Origin of the sequence: Burkholderia sp. WSM2232, from assembly GCF_000472545.1 — a bacterium.
GTDB lineage: Bacteria > Pseudomonadota > Gammaproteobacteria > Burkholderiales > Burkholderiaceae > Paraburkholderia.
Map to the genome: position 1 here is coordinate 46,327 of NZ_AWZV01000009.1, position 17,196 is coordinate 63,522.

The window sequence follows — 17,196 nt, forward strand, 5'->3', positions numbered from 1 at the left end:
TGCGCCCGGAGGCGCGCATTCGGTCTAAAGATGCCGGTTCGCCTGGTCTTCGATCGGCTCCTTAACGGAAAGCGCGCGGCCAGTGAACGAGCGGCTGCGCGCAATTAAAAAAGCCGCCGCCCCGTTGTACGGGGCAAGCGGCTCGCCTACGGTGTTCGCGTTGCGCCTCACGACTTCGACGGATCGGATGCCATGACCGACACGACCGTCAAGCCTTGCGCAGCAGCGAAAAATTTGGGATGGACAGGCACTCATTGCAACCCAATATAACGCGCCTCACAGCGCTTGTACAGCCTCCAGAATGTCGTCGACATGGCCGGGCACTTTCACGCCGCGCCACTCTTCGCGAAGCACGCCTTCAGCATCGATGAGAAAGGTGGAGCGTTCGATCCCACGTACTTCCTTGCCATACATTTTCTTCATTTTGATGACGTTAAAGAGCGCGCACAATTTTTCTTCCGGGTCGGAGATGAGCGGGAAGGGCAGTTCGAGCTTCGCCTTGAAGTTCTCATGCGAGCGCAGGCTGTCGCGCGAAACGCCGAGAATTTCGCTGCCGGCCTTCTTGAACTTCGGATACAGATCGCGGAACTGCAGACCTTCGGTCGTGCAGCCCGGCGTGTTGTCCTTCGGATAAAAATACAGCACCACCTTCTTACCCCGCAGCTTGGACAGCGTGATCTCACCTCCGGTAGCGGCAGCGGTGAAGTCGGGGATGGGTTGATCGACTGCGATGGGCACGAGATTCTCCGGTTGTGATGGTCGGCGCCGCCGTGTTAATCCGTCAGGGCGGCGCGGACCTGGCATCGAGACATTTTTGGGGAGGGGCTGCCGGTACGCATACGCTTGCGTGGCGGCTGGGCTCGTCAGGGCGGGGTTGGCGGACAGCAGGCCAACGGCTGCGTCGCTCCGCACGCCTGCCGACCCGTCATGGCTGGACGATCAGCTCGCCGGAGCGCCCTGGAATTTCGCCCCACGTAACAGGGTACGATGGCAGCGCGCTGCGGTCCAGCGCCGCGTAGTAGTCGCCCATGGTCGCAAACGTGTGGCCTTGCGCGCGCCAGCCCTCCAGCAATTGTTCGAAGATCGGCGCGAGCTTCTGGCCTTCAAGTTCGGCGTGCAGCGTGAAGACCTGATCGTGCGGATTGTTTTCCGTGTGCCTGAGCATACAGGCGGCGACGTTGTGTTCGTCCACCCCGTTCACGCCCAGCACTTCGTCGAGCGTGGGCAGCGTGGTCGGCATCTGCACGTGTGCGAGCGTCTTGCCGTCCACGACCGGCAGGTACGGCGAATGGCCCCGGCCGTCGGACGCGTAGTGCATGCCCCAGGCGTCGATCTGCTCGAACGCATGGCCGTTCATCTGCCAGCCCGCCGCGCCGTGCGTGACGGGCGGCGCGCCGAAAATATCGACGAAGCGCTCGTGGCTTTTCTGCATTTGTGCCGTTGTCCACGCGCGGTCTTTCGAGCGGACGTTGTCCTGCCAGTACACGTGGTCCCACGTATGGATGCCGCACTCGAAACCGGCTTCGTGAATCGCGCGCATTTGCGCCGACGCTTTCACGCCAATGTCCGGCCCCGGCAGCAGCACCCCGTACATCAACTGCCTGAGCCCGTAGTGTTCGACTACCGAGGTGCGCGACACTTTCTGCAGGAAGCCCGGGCGCAGCACGCGGCGCATCGCCCAACCGGTGTGATCGGGCCCGAGGCTGAACAGGAACGTGGCGCGCGCCTTGAAGCGGTCGAAGATACGCGCGAGGTTCGGCACGCCTTCGCGGGTGCCGCGCAGCGTGTCGACGTCGATCTTCAGGACGATACGGGCCAAGATCAGCCCTTATTGCTGTTCGACGAGTGCGCGTGCTTCAGCGACATGGCCGCGATACGCTTCGAAAATCTTGCGCAGCGCTTCGTCGAAGGTCGACTTCGGCGCCCAGCCGAGTTCCTGCATCGTGTTGTCGATCTTCGGCACGCGGTTCTGCACGTCCTGGTAGCCTGCGCCGTAGTACGCGCCCGACGAGGTCTCGACCAGTTGCACCTGCTTCGCGCTGTCTGCGTATTCGGGGAATTCCGCGGCAAGCGCAAGCATCTTGTGCGCAAGCTCGCGCACCGAGAAGTTGTTGGTCGGATTGCCGATGTTGTAGATCTTGCCCGTCGCCACGCCGTCCTTGTTCTCGATGATCTTCATCAGCGCGCCGATGCCGTCGTCGATATCCGTGAACGCGCGCTTTTGCGCGCCGCCGTCCACGAGGCTGATGTTCTCTCCGCGCACGATATGGCCGAGGAATTGCGTAACCACGCGCGAGCTGCCTTCCTTCGGCGTGTAGATCGAGTCGAGGCCCGGGCCGATCCAGTTGAACGGACGGAACAGCGTGAAGTTCAGGCCCTCCATGCCATAGCCCCAGATCACGCGGTCCATCAACTGCTTCGAGCACGCATAGATCCAGCGCGGCTTGTTGATCGGGCCATACGACAGCTGCGATTCTTCCGGATCGAACTGCTCGTCCGTGCACATGCCGTAAACCTCGGACGTGGACGGAAACACAAGGTGCTTGCCGTACTTGACGGCCGAACGCACGATCGGCAGGTTCGCCTCGAAGTCGAGTTCGAACACGCGCAGCGGCTGCTTTACGTACGTGGCGGGCGTGGCGATCGCGACCAGCGGCAGAATCACATCGCACTTCTTGATGTGATATTCGACCCACTCCTTGTTGATCGTAATGTCGCCTTCGAAAAAGTGCATCCGCTCATGATTGATGAGATCGCCCAGACGTTCTGTCTGCATGTCCATCCCGAAGACTTCCCAATCGGTCGTTTCGAGAATGCGTTTGGACAGGTGATGGCCGATAAAGCCGTTCACACCCAGGATCAGGACTTTCTTCATAAATGTCGGGGAGTTTGGAGGAACTGGGCGAATTCGGCCGGAGTGACGACGGTTTCGCTGCCGTCGTGCTGATGCCGCAATTCGTGGACCGCGATCGCGCGACCGTCGCCGCATATCGCAAAGACGGCATTATCGCTTACGTGCAGGCCCGGCGGCAAATCCGAGCGAAGCGCGCCGGGTGTCGCGAGGCGCGCGCGCGCAACCACGAAACGGCGGCCGCCGATGTCGGTGAACGCGCCGGGATAGGGCGGCGCGACCGCGCGAATCAGGTTGTAGACCTGTTGCGCCGGCTGGCTCCAGTCAATGCGGCCGTCTTCCGGCTTGCGCCCGCCGTAGTAGCTGCCGTGCGACAGATCGTTCGGCAGATGCGGCGCCTCGCCCGCGAGCAGCGCGGGCAGCACGCGCCACAGCGTTTGCTCGGCGGCCACGGTGACCTTGTCGAACACTTGCGCGGCAGTGTCGTCCGGCAGGATCGGCACGGGCGTTTGCGCAATGATCGCGCCCGCGTCGGGCTTGGCGGCCATTTCGTGCAGCGTCGCACCCGTTTCGGTTTCGCCGTGCAGCACCGCCCAGTTGGTGGGTACGCGGCCCCGGTACTTGGGCAGCAGCGAGCCGTGCATGTTGTAGGCGCCGCGCGCGGCGAGCGCGAGCAGGTCGACCGGCAGCATGTGACGGTAGTAGAACGAGAAGATGAAGTCCGGGCGCGCCGCGCTAATGGCTGCGCGCAATTCCGGGCTCTTCGGGTCGGCGGGCGTCACGACGGCAATGCCGTGCTCGGCCGCGACGCTCGCGACGCTGCCGAACCAGATGTTCTCGGTCGGGCTGTCCTCGTGCGTGACGACGAGCGCCACCTCCACGCCGCGCGCGAGCAGCACCTGCAGGCAGCGCACGCCGACGTTGTGATACGCAAATACGACGGCGCGCGGTTTCATCGGTCAAGACCCTCGTTGCGCTCGTCGGCGATGGGCGCCGGTCGAATTGCCTGCACCACCGTCTGGCGCGGCACGTCGGCCACGGCCGTGCCGTTGCGCTCCTCGAGAATGGTCTGCACCAGATAGCGCGGGCGCGCGCGCACCTGCTGATAGATCCGCCCGATGTATTCGCCGAGCAGCCCGAGCGCGAAGATGATCACGCCCAGCAGGAAGAACGTAATCGCAAAGAGCGTGAACACGCCCTGAACTTCCGCGCCGATGATGAAGCGACGAATCAGCAGCAGCACGAAGAGCGCCGCCGAGCCGAGCGACAGGATCACGCCGATGAACGACAGCCACTGCAGCGGCACGACGGAGAAGCCGGTCACCAGGTCGAAATTCAGGCGGATCAGCGAATACAGCGAGTACTTCGATTCGCCTGCGAAGCGCTCTTCGTGCGCGACCTCGATCTCCACCGGATTCTGCGCGAACGTGTAGGCGAGCGCCGGAATGAAGGTGTTGATTTCGCCGCAACGATTGATCGTGTCGATGATGTGCCGGCTGTACGCGCGCAGCATGCAGCCCTGGTCGGTCATCTTGATGTGGGTGATGCGCTCGCGCAGACGGTTCATAGCGCGCGACGCTTTGCGGCGCCACAGGCTGTCCTGGCGTTGCAGGCGGATGGTGCCGACATAGTCGAAGCCCTCGCGCATCTTGTTCACGAGCTTGCCGATCTCTTCCGGCGGGTTCTGCAGATCGGCGTCGAGCGTGATGACGATCTCGCCGCGCGACTGCTCGAAGCCCGCGAGGATCGCCATGTGCTGCCCGTAGTTGCCGTTGAGCAGGATCACGCGGGTCGTGTCCGGGCGCGCGCGGAACTGCTCGGCGAGCAGCGCGGGCGATTTGTCGCGGCTGCCGTCGTTGATGAAGATCACTTCATAGGACGTGCCGAGCGCGTCGAGCGCCGGGTAAAGCCGCGCAAAGAGCGCTGCCAGTCCGGCTTCCTCGTTGTACACCGGAATGATGATCGACACTTCCGGTGTGACGGCGCTTTGTTCCGTATAAATCATTTTCCGCTTACTTTCCGTATTGTTCGCAAATTTCGTTGACCGCGCGGCATACGCGCTCAACGTCGCCTTCGTTCATCAGCGTGAACAGCGGCAGCGTGACGTTGCTGGCGCCGAAACGCTCGGCATGCGGGAACATGCCTGGCGTGAAGCCGCGCGCGCGATACAGCGAGAACAGGTGAATGGCCGGGTAGTGCACGCCCGAGCCGATGCCGCGTTCCTTCAACTGTCCCATGAAACCGGCGCGGTCGAGCGAAAGCTTTTCCAGCGGCAGCGTGATCTGGAACATGTGCCAGTTGCTGTTCTCGAAGTCGGCGAACGGCAGGCCGACGCCCAGTTTCACCGCCGCGCCGCCCTCCAGGCCCGCGTAGTATGCGCGCACGAGCTTGCGGCGCTGCGCGAGAAAACGTTCCAGATGCGGCAACTGTCCGAGGCCGACGCGCGCGGCAACGTCCGTGAGGTTGTACTTGCCGCCGAGCACGTCGCAGTCCATGCCGTCGAAGCCTGTGCGGGTGATGCCTTGCAGCCGGTATTTCTGCGCGAGGATGGCTTCGTCCTCGTTGTTCAGCACCAGGGCGCCGCCTTCGACCGACGTCAGATTCTTGTTCGCGTGAAAGCTGAACGAGACCATGTCGCCAATCGCGCCGATTCGCTGGCCCTTCCACGTCGAGCCGAACGCCTGGGCGGCGTCTTCCACCACGCGCAGCTTGTGCGCGCGGGCAATCGCGTAGAGGCGGTCCATGTCGACGGGCAGGCCGGACAGATAAACCGGGATGAGCGCCCTGGTGCGCGGGGTGATTGCCTGCTCGAGCTTGTCCAGGTCGATGTTGCGCGTCACCGGGTCGATGTCCGCGAACACCGGCGTTGCGCCGACTTCGTAGATCACATTGCTGGTCGCGACCCACGAGGCCGGCGTGGTGATGACTTCGTCGCCGGGGCCGACGCCTGCGATGCGCAGGCCGATTTCGAGCGTCGCCGTGCCGGAATTGAAGGTGCGTACCGGGCGGCCGCCGCAGAATTCGGACAGCGCGGCCTCGAACTTCTGGTTCTGCGGGCCGGTGGTGATCCAGCCGGAGCGCAGCACCTCGGCTACACCTTGAATCGTTTCTTCGTCGATTTCCGGTTTGACGAATGGCAGGAACGGCAGCGGCGGAACGGTTGACTGGGTCATGAATGCTTCGCTCGATCGAAAGGGCCGGGGCCCGCAAGGCGCCGTCGACACACGACGCGCCATGCGAGGCCCAGGCCAAAAAAGGGTGCAACCGCGGAGCATACCGCGATCGACCTTACGTTTTGCTTGTCCGGCATGAACGCCGGCTTACGTTGTCTTGCTGCGGCGCGAGGCGCAAGAGCGTCTAGCTGCGGGCGACTATCGCCACGCCCACCAGGATGACGCCGATGCCGACCAGTTTCTGCACCGACAGCACTTCGCCGAACAGATACCACGCGGCGAAAGCATTGACGATGTAGCCGAGCGACAGCATGGGATAGGCAATCGAAACGTCTACGCGCGACAGCCCGACGACCCACACCACCACGCTGATCACATAGCAGGCGAGGCCGCCGATGATCGGCGGCTGCGTCGCCAGTCGAAAGGCGATGGGCAGGATGTTCGCACGGCTGAATTCAAAGTGTCCAACGGCATTCGTTCCGGCTTTGAGCAGCAACTGCGCGCCGGCGTTCAACGTGACGCCGGCCAGGATGCAAAAGAGGGAAATCGGGTTCATCGGGGCTCAGGATCCTGATATGGGGTCATGATTGCGGTTTCGGTGCCGGCGCGGCGGGCACGGGCGGGGCGGCCGGCGTGGCCGAGGCTGCCGGTGCCGGTGCGTCCGACGCTGCGGGGGCCGGTGCCGCTGCAGACTCAGGCGCACGCGCAAACGCCTCCCCAGACGCAGACGCAGCGGGCGCCGCCGGCTGCGCCGTGAGCGGCTTCATCACCACCACGCGGCGCGAGTCCCGCGCAACCACCTGCATGGGCAGACCTTCGCTCAGGAGCCTGTCATAGGTCTGCGGCGGAAGCAGCGCAAGCGCGTAGCGGTCGGCCCTCCAGCGCTCTTCCCAGGCCTGCACCGAAGGCAGCCATTTCTGCGGCTCCACCGACACCCCGAACGCCAGTTCATCGGCATGCTCGACCATCGTCATGGTGTGGCCGATGTAGAACGGCAACGTGTGGTCCAGCACGCCAACCGAGTAGAACGGCGTGTCGGCGGGCAATTTCGCCATTTGCGCCTTGATGGTGGGCGCGAGCGGCGCGCCCGAGCTAAGGCGCCCGAATACGTCGTGACCCGTACCAGCAATCGTGCCGAGCAGCAGCCACGCGGCGCCGAAACTCGCGACGGCACCGAGACCGGCGCCGCGGCTGCGTCGATTGATCCAGAGCGCCGCCAGTGTGAGCGCGAAGGCCACCGCGAGCGCCGCGAGCACCCAGGTGCGATACGCGGCGTAAATTTCGCCCGGATTGCGCGCGCTGCCAAAGCGCGGCAGAAAAAGCGCGGCAAACGCAGCGACTACGAGAAATAGCGCATAGCCGGTCAGGTGACGGCGCAACTGCTCGCGCGTGACGAGCGGCAGATACATGCCGATCAGAAGCGCGATGGCCGGCGCCACAGGCAGCGTGTACGACAGCAGCTTGGAATGCGACGCGCTGAAGAACAGGAAAATGAAGCCGGTCCAGACGAGCATCAACGTGACGGGCGCGAAGCCGTTCGGCTGGCGCGGCAGACGCCATGCGTGACGCACGCTTTGCACGGTCGCCGAAAGCCACGGCAGGAAACCGATGATGAGCACCGGCACGAAGTAATAGAACGGCCCGGGGCGGTTCTGCTCAGGCGTCAGATAGCGCTTGAACTGCTGAACGATAAAGAAAAAATTGAGGAATTCCGGATTGCGCTGCTGCACCAGCACGAACCACGGCGTGACGATCGCGAAGAACACGAGCAGGCCGCCGATCAGATGCAGGCGTTTCCAGACCGCCCAGTCCCGCGCGATCAACGTGTAGAGCACGAGCACGGCGCCCGGCAGGATCACGCCGACAAGCCCCTTGGAGAGCACCGCGAGCGCCATGGACGCCCAGCACAGCCACATCCAGCCGCGCACGCACGAAACCGTCAGGTTAGGGCGCTGTGCGAGCAGCAGCGCGCACAGCGTCAGTTCCATCCAGAACGACAGGCCCATGTCGAGTGTGTTGAAGTGGCCCATCAGATTCCAGTACGGCGAGGTCGCCAGCACCAGTGCGGCGAACACGCCGGTCGCCGCATTGAAGACGCGTGCGCCGGTGTAGCCGATCAGCAGGACGCCGGCAAAACCCGTCAGCGCGGTATAGAGCCGCGCCTGCCATTCGCCGATGCCGAACCACGCGAAGGTGAGCGCGTTTGCCCAGGTCTGGAGCGGCGGCTTTTCGAAATACTTGTAGCCGTTATAGCGCGGTGTGATCCAGTCGCTGGTCGTGAACATCTCGCGGGCCATTTCGGCGTAGCGGCCCTCGTCGCTTGGCAGCAGATGGCGCCAGCCGAGCGGCACGAACCAGATAAGGGCAAGGATCAGCACCAGTAAAAATATCGTGGTGCGGTTGAGCGGTAGCCTCGACGGCGTATCGTTCATGGATTTAAACCTTTCTGGCGACGCCGCTTGCGCGGCGCTGCATTGTTATTGGGAAATGCCGGCAGGCGGCTGCCTGCGCGCGGATGGCGCGCAGTGTACGTGATCGTGCGTGGCGCGGCGAGGGCGGGCCAGGCGGCAGGTGCGCGAAACTCGCGGTCAGCCGCTTTCGGCCTGCGCGCGATGGATCGCTGGCCGGACGAACGGCCATTGGCATGCCAAGGCGGCAGCCATCGCACGGCAATGGCCATGGCACGGCAGCGGCCATCGCAACGCAGCATCCACCGCACCACAGTGGCCATCGCACGGCAACGGCCATCGCACGGCATCCGCCGTCGCACGGCATCCGCCGTCGCACGGCATCCGCCGTCGCACGGCAGCACGGCCACACGGCCCGGCCTCGCACGCCTGCACTCGACTGCGTGCAACCGCTACGCTTCGATCAGCAGCGCGGCCGCGACCTTGCGGCCCTCGGCCATCAAAATGTTGTACGTGCGGCAGGCGGCCTTGAAGTCCATGGTTTCGACGCCGATGCGCTTTGCCGTCAGCACGGCGGTCAGGCGCGGGTGCGGAAAGCGCAGCCGCTCGCCGCTGCCGAACACCACCACCTCCGGCGCGGAATCCACCAGCATCGCGAAAAGCTCAGGGGTGAGTTGCTCGAAAGACGTAACGGGCCAAGGGATGACGGGCGCGTCCGGCATCACCAGAATGCTGCCGGCATGGCGCTCCAGATTGATTTCCACGTAGCCGGCGCCGTAGCCCGTGACGGTGTTGAGGGCGCCGCTGGAATCCTGATGTAATTTCAAATTCGTTTTCCGAAGTCGTCGCGAGACATCGTGCGTGTTGAAGGCCCGACGCGGCAAACGCGAGCAGGGCGGTTCTACACGAGTGGGACAGGAAAGGGCTCAAAAGGCTCCCGTTGCACTTGGTGCATTGCGGAAGTCGGCCAAAATCCGCTAAATTATAACTTTTTGGCCGCCCAGCGGCGCCCCCCGCGCATGCGCCGCCACGAGCCGCGCCGACGCTCCGGGGTGCGGCCCATCCTGCATACCCTGGTTGCGCCCGTTTCGTCCCCTCGGGCGGCCCGCTACGGAGCGGCCCTGCGGCGTTGCCGTGTCCCGAATTTGCACTCGGCGAGTGCTGTGCGCCGTCGATTTTTTTGCCCGAGCCGGCTGTTGGCCCTTGGTTCGGGGCGCGCGGCAGAGCTGCCGGCAAGCGTGGTGTCGGCCTGTCGTCCAGCCGTTTTTGCCCGTTTTTTGCCCGTTTTTTGCCCGTTTTTTGCCCGTTTCTGCCAGTTTGTGTCTGATCTACACCGGCCTCGGCGTGAAGCCTGGCAGCCCCCAATGCCCATTAACCAGGATGAAGTGCCCGCCGTGAAACCGATTCTCAAGTCAAACAAGTTGCTGAATGTCTGCTACGACATTCGCGGGCCGGTCCTCGAACATGCGAAGCGGCTCGAAGAAGAAGGCCACCGCATCATCAAGCTGAACATCGGCAACCTCGCGCCGTTCGGCTTCGAAGCGCCGGACGAAATCATTCAGGACATGATCCTGAATCTGCCCGGCTCGTCGGGCTATTCCGACTCGAAGGGCGTGTTCGCCGCGCGCAAGGCGATCATGCATTACACGCAGCAAAAGGGCGTGCACGGTGTCGAGCTGGACGACATCTACATCGGCAACGGGGCGTCCGAACTGATCGTGATGGCGCTGCAGGGGCTTCTGAACGACGGGGACGAAGTGCTGCTGCCCGCACCGGACTATCCGCTGTGGACCGCCGGCGTGAGCCTCGCGGGCGGCACCCCGGTGCACTACATCTGCGACGAGTCGAACCGCTGGATGCCCGACCTGGACGACATCCGCGCGAAAATCACGCCGAACACGCGCGCGCTCGTCGTCATCAATCCGAACAATCCGACCGGCGCGCTGTATTCCGACGAACTGCTGCTCGGCCTGATCGAGATCGCGCGCCAGCACGGCCTCGTGATCTTCGCCGACGAGGTGTACGACAAGATCGTGTACGACGGCAAGAAGCACACGTCGATGGCCGCGCTCTCCGAAGACGTCCTGACCGTCACGTTCAACAGCCTCTCGAAGAGCTATCGCTCGTGCGGCTACCGCGCAGGCTGGATGTTCATTTCGGGCCTGACCGGCGAAAACCGCCGCCACGCGAAGGACTATTTCGAGGGGCTCGGCATTCTCGCGTCCATGCGTCTGTGTCCGAACGTGCCTGGCCAGTACGCCATTCAGACGGCGCTAGGCGGCTATCAGAGCATCAACGACCTGATCGTGCCGGGCGGGCGCCTCTACAAGCAGCGCGAACTCGCGTACGACATGCTCACGGCAATTCCCGGCGTGAGCTGCGTGAAACCAGAGGCCGCGCTCTACATGTTCCCGCGCCTCGACCCGAAGGTCTATCCGATCCAGAACGACCAGCAGTTCATTCTCGACCTGCTGCTCGAAGAGCGTGTGCTGCTCGTGCAGGGCACTGGGTTTAACTGGAAGACGCCGGATCACTTCCGCGTCGTGTTCCTGCCGAACGTGGACGATCTGGCCGATTCGATCCACCGGATCGCGCGCTTTCTTGACGGTTACCGCAAACGTCACACGGTCTAGCGCACAATACGGGGCGCAACGCGTGATCTGTCCGCTGCGCGCATCCGGCAAGCGCCGCTTTCGAATTCCCTTAATCACTACTCGACACCACGCTGCATGGAACCGATCAAAGTTGGACTGCTGGGCTTCGGCACGGTAGGCAGCGGCACCTTCACGGTACTGCGCCGCAATCAGGAAGAAATCAAACGTCGCGCGGGTCGCGGCATCGAGGTTGCGCGCATCGCCGTGCGCAATCCGGCCAAGGCAACGGCGGCGCTCGGCGCGCAGGCCGCGAGCGTCGCGCTCACCGACGACTTCAACGCGGTGGTCGACGACCCGTCTATCGACATCATTGCGGAAATGATCGGCGGCACGGGCGTGGCGCGCGACCTCGTGCTGCGCGCCATTGCGAATGGCAAGCATGTGGTCACGGCCAACAAGGCGCTGCTTGCGGTGCACGGCACGGAAATTTTCGAGGCGGCGCGCGCCAACGGCGTGATGGTCGCGTTCGAGGCTGCGGTGGCGGGTGGCATCCCGATCATCAAGGCGCTCCGCGAAGGTCTGACGGCCAACCGGATCCAGTACATTGCGGGCATCATCAACGGCACGACGAACTACATTCTTTCGGAAATGCGCGACCGCGGGCTGGACTTCGCGACTGCGCTCAAAGCCGCGCAGGAACTGGGCTATGCCGAAGCCGACCCGACCTTCGACATCGAAGGTGTGGACGCCGCGCACAAGGCCACCATCATGAGCGCGATTGCGTTCGGCGTGCCGGTGCAATTCGACCGCGCTTACGTGGAAGGTATCAGCAAGCTCGCGGCGATCGACATCAAGTACGCCGAGGAGCTCGGCTACCGCATCAAGCTGCTCGGCATTGCGCGCCGCACGGACAAGGGCATCGAGTTGCGCGTGCATCCCACGCTGATTCCGGAAAAGCGCCTGCTCGCCAACGTGGAAGGCGCGATGAACGCGGTCGTCGTGCATGGCGACGCTGTGGGCACCACCTTGTACTATGGCAAGGGCGCGGGCGCGGAGCCCACGGCCTCGGCGGTCGTCGCCGATCTGGTGGACGTGACGCGCCTGCATACGGCCGACCCGGAGCACCGCGTGCCGCATCTCGCATTCCAGCCGGACCGTCTGTCGAACACGCCGATTCTGCCTATCGACGAAGTGACGAGCGGCTACTACCTGCGTCTGCGGGTTGCGGACGTGACGGGCGTGCTGGCCGACATCACGCGTATTCTGGCCGACACCGGTATCTCGATCGACGCGCTCCTGCAGAAGGAGTCCGAACAGGTCGACGCCAATGGCAAGGGCGAAACCGACATCATCCTGATCACGCACGAAACGGTCGAAAAGAACGTCAATGCTGCGATCACGTCGATCGAGGCGTTGCAGACCGTCGTCTCGCAAGTCACGAAGCTGCGCATGGAAGCGCTGAACTAGGCCGAACTATGAACTATCTCTCAACGCGCGGCGCCGGAGCCGGCGAGCGCCACACCTTCTCCGACATCCTGCTCGGCGGTCTCGCGAAAGACGGCGGCCTGTACCTGCCCGCCGAATACCCGCGCGTCAGTGCGGACGAACTTGCCCGCTGGCGTACGCTGCCGTACGCCGATCTGGCATTCGAAATCCTGTCGAAATTCAGCGACGACATTCCGGCTGAAGACCTGCGCGCGCTGGCCCGCAAGACCTACACGGCCGCCACCTACTGCAACGTGCGCGACGACGAAAGCGCTACGCAGATCACGCCCCTCAAAACGCTCGGCGTCGAAGATGGCGCGCCGCTGTCGCTGCTGGAACTGTCGAACGGTCCGACGCTCGCGTTCAAGGACATGGCGATGCAGCTGATCGGCAACCTGTTCGAATACGCGCTCGCGAAGCACGGCGAGACGCTCAACATTCTCGGCGCGACTTCCGGCGACACCGGCAGCGCCGCCGAATACGCCATGCGCGGCAAGCAGGGCATTCGCGTGTTCATGCTGTCGCCGCACAAGAAGATGAGCGCCTTCCAGACCGCGCAGATGTACAGCCTGCAAGATCCGAACATCTTCAACCTCGCGGTCGAAGGCGTGTTCGACGACTGCCAGGACATCGTCAAAGCCGTTTCGAACGACCACGCGTTCAAGGCGAAGTACAAGATCGGCACGGTCAATTCGATCAACTGGGCACGCGTGGTCGCCCAGGTCGTCTACTACTTCAAGGGCTATTTCGCGGCGACGAAGAGCAACGACGAGCGCGTGTCGTTCACGGTGCCTTCGGGCAACTTCGGCAACGTGTGCGCGGGTCACATCGCGCGCATGATGGGTCTGCCGATCGAAAAGCTGGTGGTTGCCACCAACGAAAACGACGTGCTCGACGAGTTCTTCCGCACCGGCATCTATCGCGTGCGTAAGGCTGCGGAGACGTATCACACGAGCAGCCCGAGCATGGATATTTCGAAGGCGTCGAATTTCGAGCGCTTCGTGTTCGACCTGCTTGGGCGCGACCCGGCGCGGGTGCTGCAACTGTTCCGCGACGTGGAGGAAAAGGGCGGTTTCGACCTTGCGGCGAGCGGCGACTTTGCGCGCGTCAAGGAGTTTGGTTTCGTGTCGGGCCGCAGCAGCCACGACGACCGCGTCGAGGCGATCCGCGACGTGTTCCAGCGCTACGACACGATGATCGACACGCATACCGCCGACGGCCTCAAGGTAGCGCGCGAACATCTGCAGCCGGGCGTGCCGATGATCGTGCTGGAAACGGCTCAGCCGATCAAGTTCGGCGAAACGATCCGCGAAGCGCTGCTGCGCGAACCGGAGCGCCCGGCGGCTTTCGCCGGACTGGAGTCGCTGCCGCAACGCTTCGAGGTCGTGCCTGCGAACGTGCAGCGTGTGAAGGACTTCATCGCGGCGAACACTGGCATCTGATTGCAGTGGAGTGCGGTGCGCGGGGCCTGCGGCCCGCGCACTGCAGCGAGCCGAGCCGCTCGTGCGTCATGCAAACCCGGCGGCCTGGGCGGCGGATCGAGCCTGCGCCATGAGTCTGCACTCTGCAGTCTGCACCATGATCCTGTAGCGCGGGCTTGCACCGGAACCCCTGCACCGCGGGCCGCGACGGCATCTGATGCCCAGCGAACCGCCGCGCCCCAGACAATCACTGAAACCGAAAACCCCTCGATAAGCACGGCCGCGACAAGCTCTGGCCTTCGGCCGCTACAATATTCTTTTAACCAGCGGCTTCGAACCTGAGATGTCTACTTCCACGCCCCGGGCTCCGATGCTCGCCACCGCCGACGCGCTCGCGATCCTGCTCGACGCCGCGAGGCCGGTCAACGGCAGCGAATCCGTACCGACGCTTCAGGCGCATGGCCGCGTGCTTGCCGCGGACGTCGTCTCGCCGCTCGACGTCCCGCCGATGAACACCAGTGCAATGGACGGCTACGCGATTCACGCCGCCGACATCACGAGCCACGGCAACCGCCGTCTGCCGGTGTCGCAGCGCATTCCCGCAGGCCATGCGCCCGAGCCGCTCGAGCCAGGCACGGCGGCGCGCATTTTCACGGGCGCCACGGTGCCGCCGGGCGCCGACGCGATCGTCATGCAGGAGCAGACGGAAACTGCCGGCGACGAAGTCACGATCCTGCACAGCCCACGGGCCGGCGAATGGATCACGGCGCAAGGCGCGGACATCCGCAGCGGTTCGGTGATCCTGCCGGCGGGCACGCGGCTCACGCCGCAGGCGCTGGGGCTTGCCGCATCCGTGGGTTGCGCCGAACTGCCGGTGCGCCGCCGCGTGAAAGTCGCCGTGTTCTTTACCGGCGACGAGCTGACCATGCCCGGCGAGCCGCTCAAGCCGGGCGCGATCTACAATTCCAACCGCTTCACGCTGCGCGGTTTGCTCGAAAACCTCGGCTGCGAGGTGAGCGATTTCGGCATCGTCGAAGACAAGCTGGAGGCCACGCGCGCCACGCTGCGCGAAGCGGCCAGCGCTCACGACCTGATTCTGACCTGCGGCGGCGTCTCGGTGGGCGAGGAAGATCACGTGAAGCCCGCCGTCGAGGCGGAAGGGCGCCTCACGATGTGGCAGATCGCGATGAAGCCGGGTAAGCCGCTCGCGTTCGGCGCCGTGCGCCGCAGCGCGGACAATGGGCCGGCAGCAGACACCGCCGACCCAGCCGGTGCGTGCGCCGAAACGTTTTTCATTGGCTTGCCGGGTAATCCGGTGTCGAGCTTCGTGACCTTCCTGATGTTCGTGCGCCCTTTCATTTTGCGGCTTGCCGGCGTGCACGCCGTGGTGCCCCGCGCGCTGTCGCTGCGCGCGGACTTCACCCAGGGCAAGGCGGATCGCCGCAACGAATTTCTGCGCGCACGCATCAATGCCGCTGGCGGTCTCGAGCTGTTCCCGAACCAGAGTTCGGCTGTGTTGACATCGACCGTATGGGGCGACGGGCTGATCGACAATCCGCCCAATCATGCGATCAGTGCGGGCGAAACCGTGCGTTTCATTCCTTTTTCCGAATTGCTGAATTGAGGCTGGCTGCGCCGGCCGTATCCCATGAAGATCCAACTGCGATATTTCGCGAGCGTGCGTGAAGCGCTCGATCTGGCCGACGAAACGGTCGAGGTGCCCGAGGGCGTCGCGACAGTCGGCGACGTGCGCGCCTGGTTGCGCCTGCGCGGCGGCATCTGGGCCGACGTGCTTGCCGAAGGCCGCGCGCTGCGTATGGCCTGCAACCACGTGATGACCGATGCTGGCACGCGCATCACCGAAGGTTGCGAAGTCGCGTTCTTCCCGCCCGTTACGGGCGGCTAACGTGCAAGGAACAGCGCAAAGAGCCGCCAAGGAGCCGACTATGCCCGTTCGTGTACAGACTGAAGATTTCGATCTCACCGCCGAGGTCGCCGCGCTGCGGGCCCGCAATCCGAAGATCGGCGCGGTGGCGTGCTTCGTCGGCACCGTACGTGATCTGAACGACGGCAGCACGGTAGAGGCCATGGAGCTGGAGCATTATCCGGGCATGACCGAGAAGTCGCTCGAGGCGATCATCGTGAGTGCGCGCGAGCGCTGGCCGGGCATCGAAGTACTGATCGTGCACCGCGTGGGCAAGCTCTATCCGCTCGACCAGATCGTGCTCGTCGCGACGACGGCCGCGCATCGCGGCGACGCATTCGCGTCATGCGAATTCGTGATGGATTACTTGAAGACCCAGGCACCGTTCTGGAAGAAGGAGAAAACCGCAGCGGGCGAGCGCTGGGTCGACGCCCGCGTAACCGACGATGCGGCGCTCGCGCGCTGGGGCGTCGCGTCGGGCAACGGCGCGTCGGAATAAGCGCTGGAGCGGCGGATCACGGCAGGCGTCTCACGCACCCCTCTACATCACTCGTCCCGCGATTTGCCGATGATGCGCGTGGGGAACGGCTCGCCGGTGGCTCGCGCGGGCAGTTCCGCGCCGTCGTCCGGCCGAGGCCGCTTCGGGGCCACGCGCTCGAGCAAGGCCTGCTGTTCCGCCGGAATCTTGTAGTCCCAGCCGAAGCGGCTCAATTGCAGGCTCTGCGCAATACGCAGCGCCGGCTCCATGAAGCGGACGGCCGCAGCAGGCTCGTAACGCGACTCCACCGTATCGAGGAACAGGTACAGCCAGCGGCTGAAGTGCTGCGGCTCGACGCCCGCAAGCGGCTGGTGCGCCTGCTGCACATTGCCGCGGTACTGCTTCGCACCCAGGACCAGGCTCGCCCAGAAGGTGCACATCTTCGGCAGATGGTCGTCCCAGCGGCCTGCCAACGTCGCGTCGAATACCGGGCCGAGCAACGGATCGGCGCGCACGCGGTCATAAAACGCGTACACCAGTTCGCGAATGTTCGCCTCTGTCGGCTCGGCAGCACGTTCGACGACCGGCGCTGAGGGAAAGGAAGGGTTCATGCAGATTCCAGAGATGTGCGACGATTCGTCCCGACCTCGTCACGGTGCGCCCCAAAACGGCCAAAACTGCCACAATAGCGGCCCGCACGGCGGAAGTGAGCTCAAAATAGCGTACTTTTCGTGCAGATAGGCGCGGCGCGAAACGTTACCATTGGTGTCGAAAGCCCGGCTTCACCGATGCAGCATAAATAAACAAGCGCATGCGCTGCATCTTATGGCGAAGCCGTGGCCCCGGCAACCCTTGCATCGAC

The 17,196-nt window shown here is 64.1% G+C and carries 16 protein-coding genes; 6 read left to right on the forward strand and 10 right to left on the reverse strand.

Going from position 1 to position 17,196, the window contains the following annotated elements; all coding sequences use genetic code 11:
- Positions 1-276: 276 nt before the first annotated feature.
- The 9 genes from F757_RS0109145 to F757_RS0109190 all read right to left on the reverse strand — a co-directional run bounded on the left by F757_RS0109145 (position 277) and on the right by F757_RS0109190 (position 9,259).
- A complete protein-coding gene (locus F757_RS0109145; RefSeq protein WP_027211131.1) occupies positions 277-738 on the reverse strand; it encodes a peroxiredoxin in 462 nt (153 codons plus the stop codon).
- Positions 739-925: 187 nt separating this feature from the next.
- Positions 926-1,819: a polysaccharide deacetylase family protein gene (locus tag F757_RS0109150; protein WP_027211132.1), complete on the reverse strand. Its 894-nt coding sequence runs from the start codon at positions 1,817-1,819 to the stop codon at positions 926-928.
- Between the two features lie 9 nt (positions 1,820-1,828).
- Complete coding sequence (locus F757_RS0109155) at positions 1,829-2,875, reverse strand: bifunctional UDP-4-keto-pentose/UDP-xylose synthase (protein WP_027211133.1); 1,047 nt, start codon at positions 2,873-2,875, stop codon at positions 1,829-1,831.
- A complete protein-coding gene (locus F757_RS0109160) occupies positions 2,872-3,807 on the reverse strand; it encodes a formyltransferase (RefSeq protein ID WP_027211134.1) in 936 nt (311 codons plus the stop codon). The genes F757_RS0109155 and F757_RS0109160 overlap by 4 nt, the downstream gene beginning before the upstream one ends.
- A complete protein-coding gene (locus F757_RS0109165; RefSeq protein ID WP_027211135.1) occupies positions 3,804-4,856 on the reverse strand; it encodes a glycosyltransferase in 1,053 nt (350 codons plus the stop codon). The genes F757_RS0109160 and F757_RS0109165 overlap by 4 nt, the downstream gene beginning before the upstream one ends.
- Before the next feature lie 7 nt (positions 4,857-4,863).
- Positions 4,864-6,024 carry a DegT/DnrJ/EryC1/StrS family aminotransferase gene (locus F757_RS0109170; RefSeq protein WP_027211136.1) on the reverse strand — a complete coding sequence of 387 codons (1,161 nt, stop codon included), beginning with the start codon at positions 6,022-6,024 and terminating at the stop codon, positions 4,864-4,866.
- 184 nt (positions 6,025-6,208) lie between these two features.
- A complete protein-coding gene (locus tag F757_RS0109175) occupies positions 6,209-6,580 on the reverse strand; it encodes an SMR family transporter (RefSeq protein WP_027211137.1) in 372 nt (123 codons plus the stop codon).
- Positions 6,581-6,605: 25 nt separating this feature from the next.
- A complete protein-coding gene (locus F757_RS0109180; RefSeq protein WP_027211138.1) occupies positions 6,606-8,456 on the reverse strand; it encodes a glycosyltransferase family 39 protein in 1,851 nt (616 codons plus the stop codon).
- A 428-nt stretch (positions 8,457-8,884) separates the two neighbouring features.
- On the reverse strand, positions 8,885-9,259 hold the full coding sequence (locus tag F757_RS0109190; RefSeq protein WP_027211140.1) for an Mth938-like domain-containing protein: 375 nt from the start codon (positions 9,257-9,259) through the stop codon (positions 8,885-8,887).
- 558 nt (positions 9,260-9,817) lie between these two features.
- Between F757_RS0109190 and F757_RS0109195 the strand changes: the two genes are divergently transcribed.
- The 6 genes from F757_RS0109195 (at position 9,818) to moaE (ending at position 16,355) form a co-directional block, all read left to right on the forward strand.
- Positions 9,818-11,065 (forward strand): pyridoxal phosphate-dependent aminotransferase, encoded by a 1,248-nt coding sequence (locus F757_RS0109195; protein WP_027211141.1) that lies wholly within the window; start codon positions 9,818-9,820, stop codon positions 11,063-11,065.
- A gap of 96 nt (positions 11,066-11,161) precedes the next feature.
- Positions 11,162-12,493 (forward strand): homoserine dehydrogenase, encoded by a 1,332-nt coding sequence (locus tag F757_RS0109200; RefSeq protein WP_027211142.1) that lies wholly within the window; start codon positions 11,162-11,164, stop codon positions 12,491-12,493.
- 8 nt (positions 12,494-12,501) lie between these two features.
- Positions 12,502-13,953: a threonine synthase gene (gene thrC / locus F757_RS0109205; RefSeq protein WP_027211143.1), complete on the forward strand. Its 1,452-nt coding sequence runs from the start codon at positions 12,502-12,504 to the stop codon at positions 13,951-13,953.
- A 349-nt stretch (positions 13,954-14,302) separates the two neighbouring features.
- The gene (locus F757_RS0109210; protein ID WP_027211144.1) at positions 14,303-15,556 is read left to right on the forward strand and encodes a molybdopterin molybdotransferase MoeA; all 1,254 of its coding nucleotides are present in this window, start codon (positions 14,303-14,305) and stop codon (positions 15,554-15,556) included.
- Positions 15,557-15,580: 24 nt separating this feature from the next.
- Entirely contained in the window at positions 15,581-15,838 is a 258-nt protein-coding gene (moaD, locus tag F757_RS0109215; protein ID WP_027211145.1) for a molybdopterin converting factor subunit 1, read from the forward strand.
- Between the two features lie 40 nt (positions 15,839-15,878).
- Positions 15,879-16,355, forward strand: a complete 477-nt coding sequence (moaE, locus tag F757_RS0109220) for a molybdopterin synthase catalytic subunit MoaE (protein ID WP_027211146.1) — start codon at positions 15,879-15,881, stop codon at positions 16,353-16,355.
- A 47-nt stretch (positions 16,356-16,402) separates the two neighbouring features.
- Here the strand turns inward: moaE and F757_RS0109225 are convergent, their stop codons facing one another.
- A complete protein-coding gene (locus F757_RS0109225; RefSeq protein ID WP_027211147.1) occupies positions 16,403-16,945 on the reverse strand; it encodes a group III truncated hemoglobin in 543 nt (180 codons plus the stop codon).
- Between the last annotated feature and the right edge of the window lie 251 nt (positions 16,946-17,196).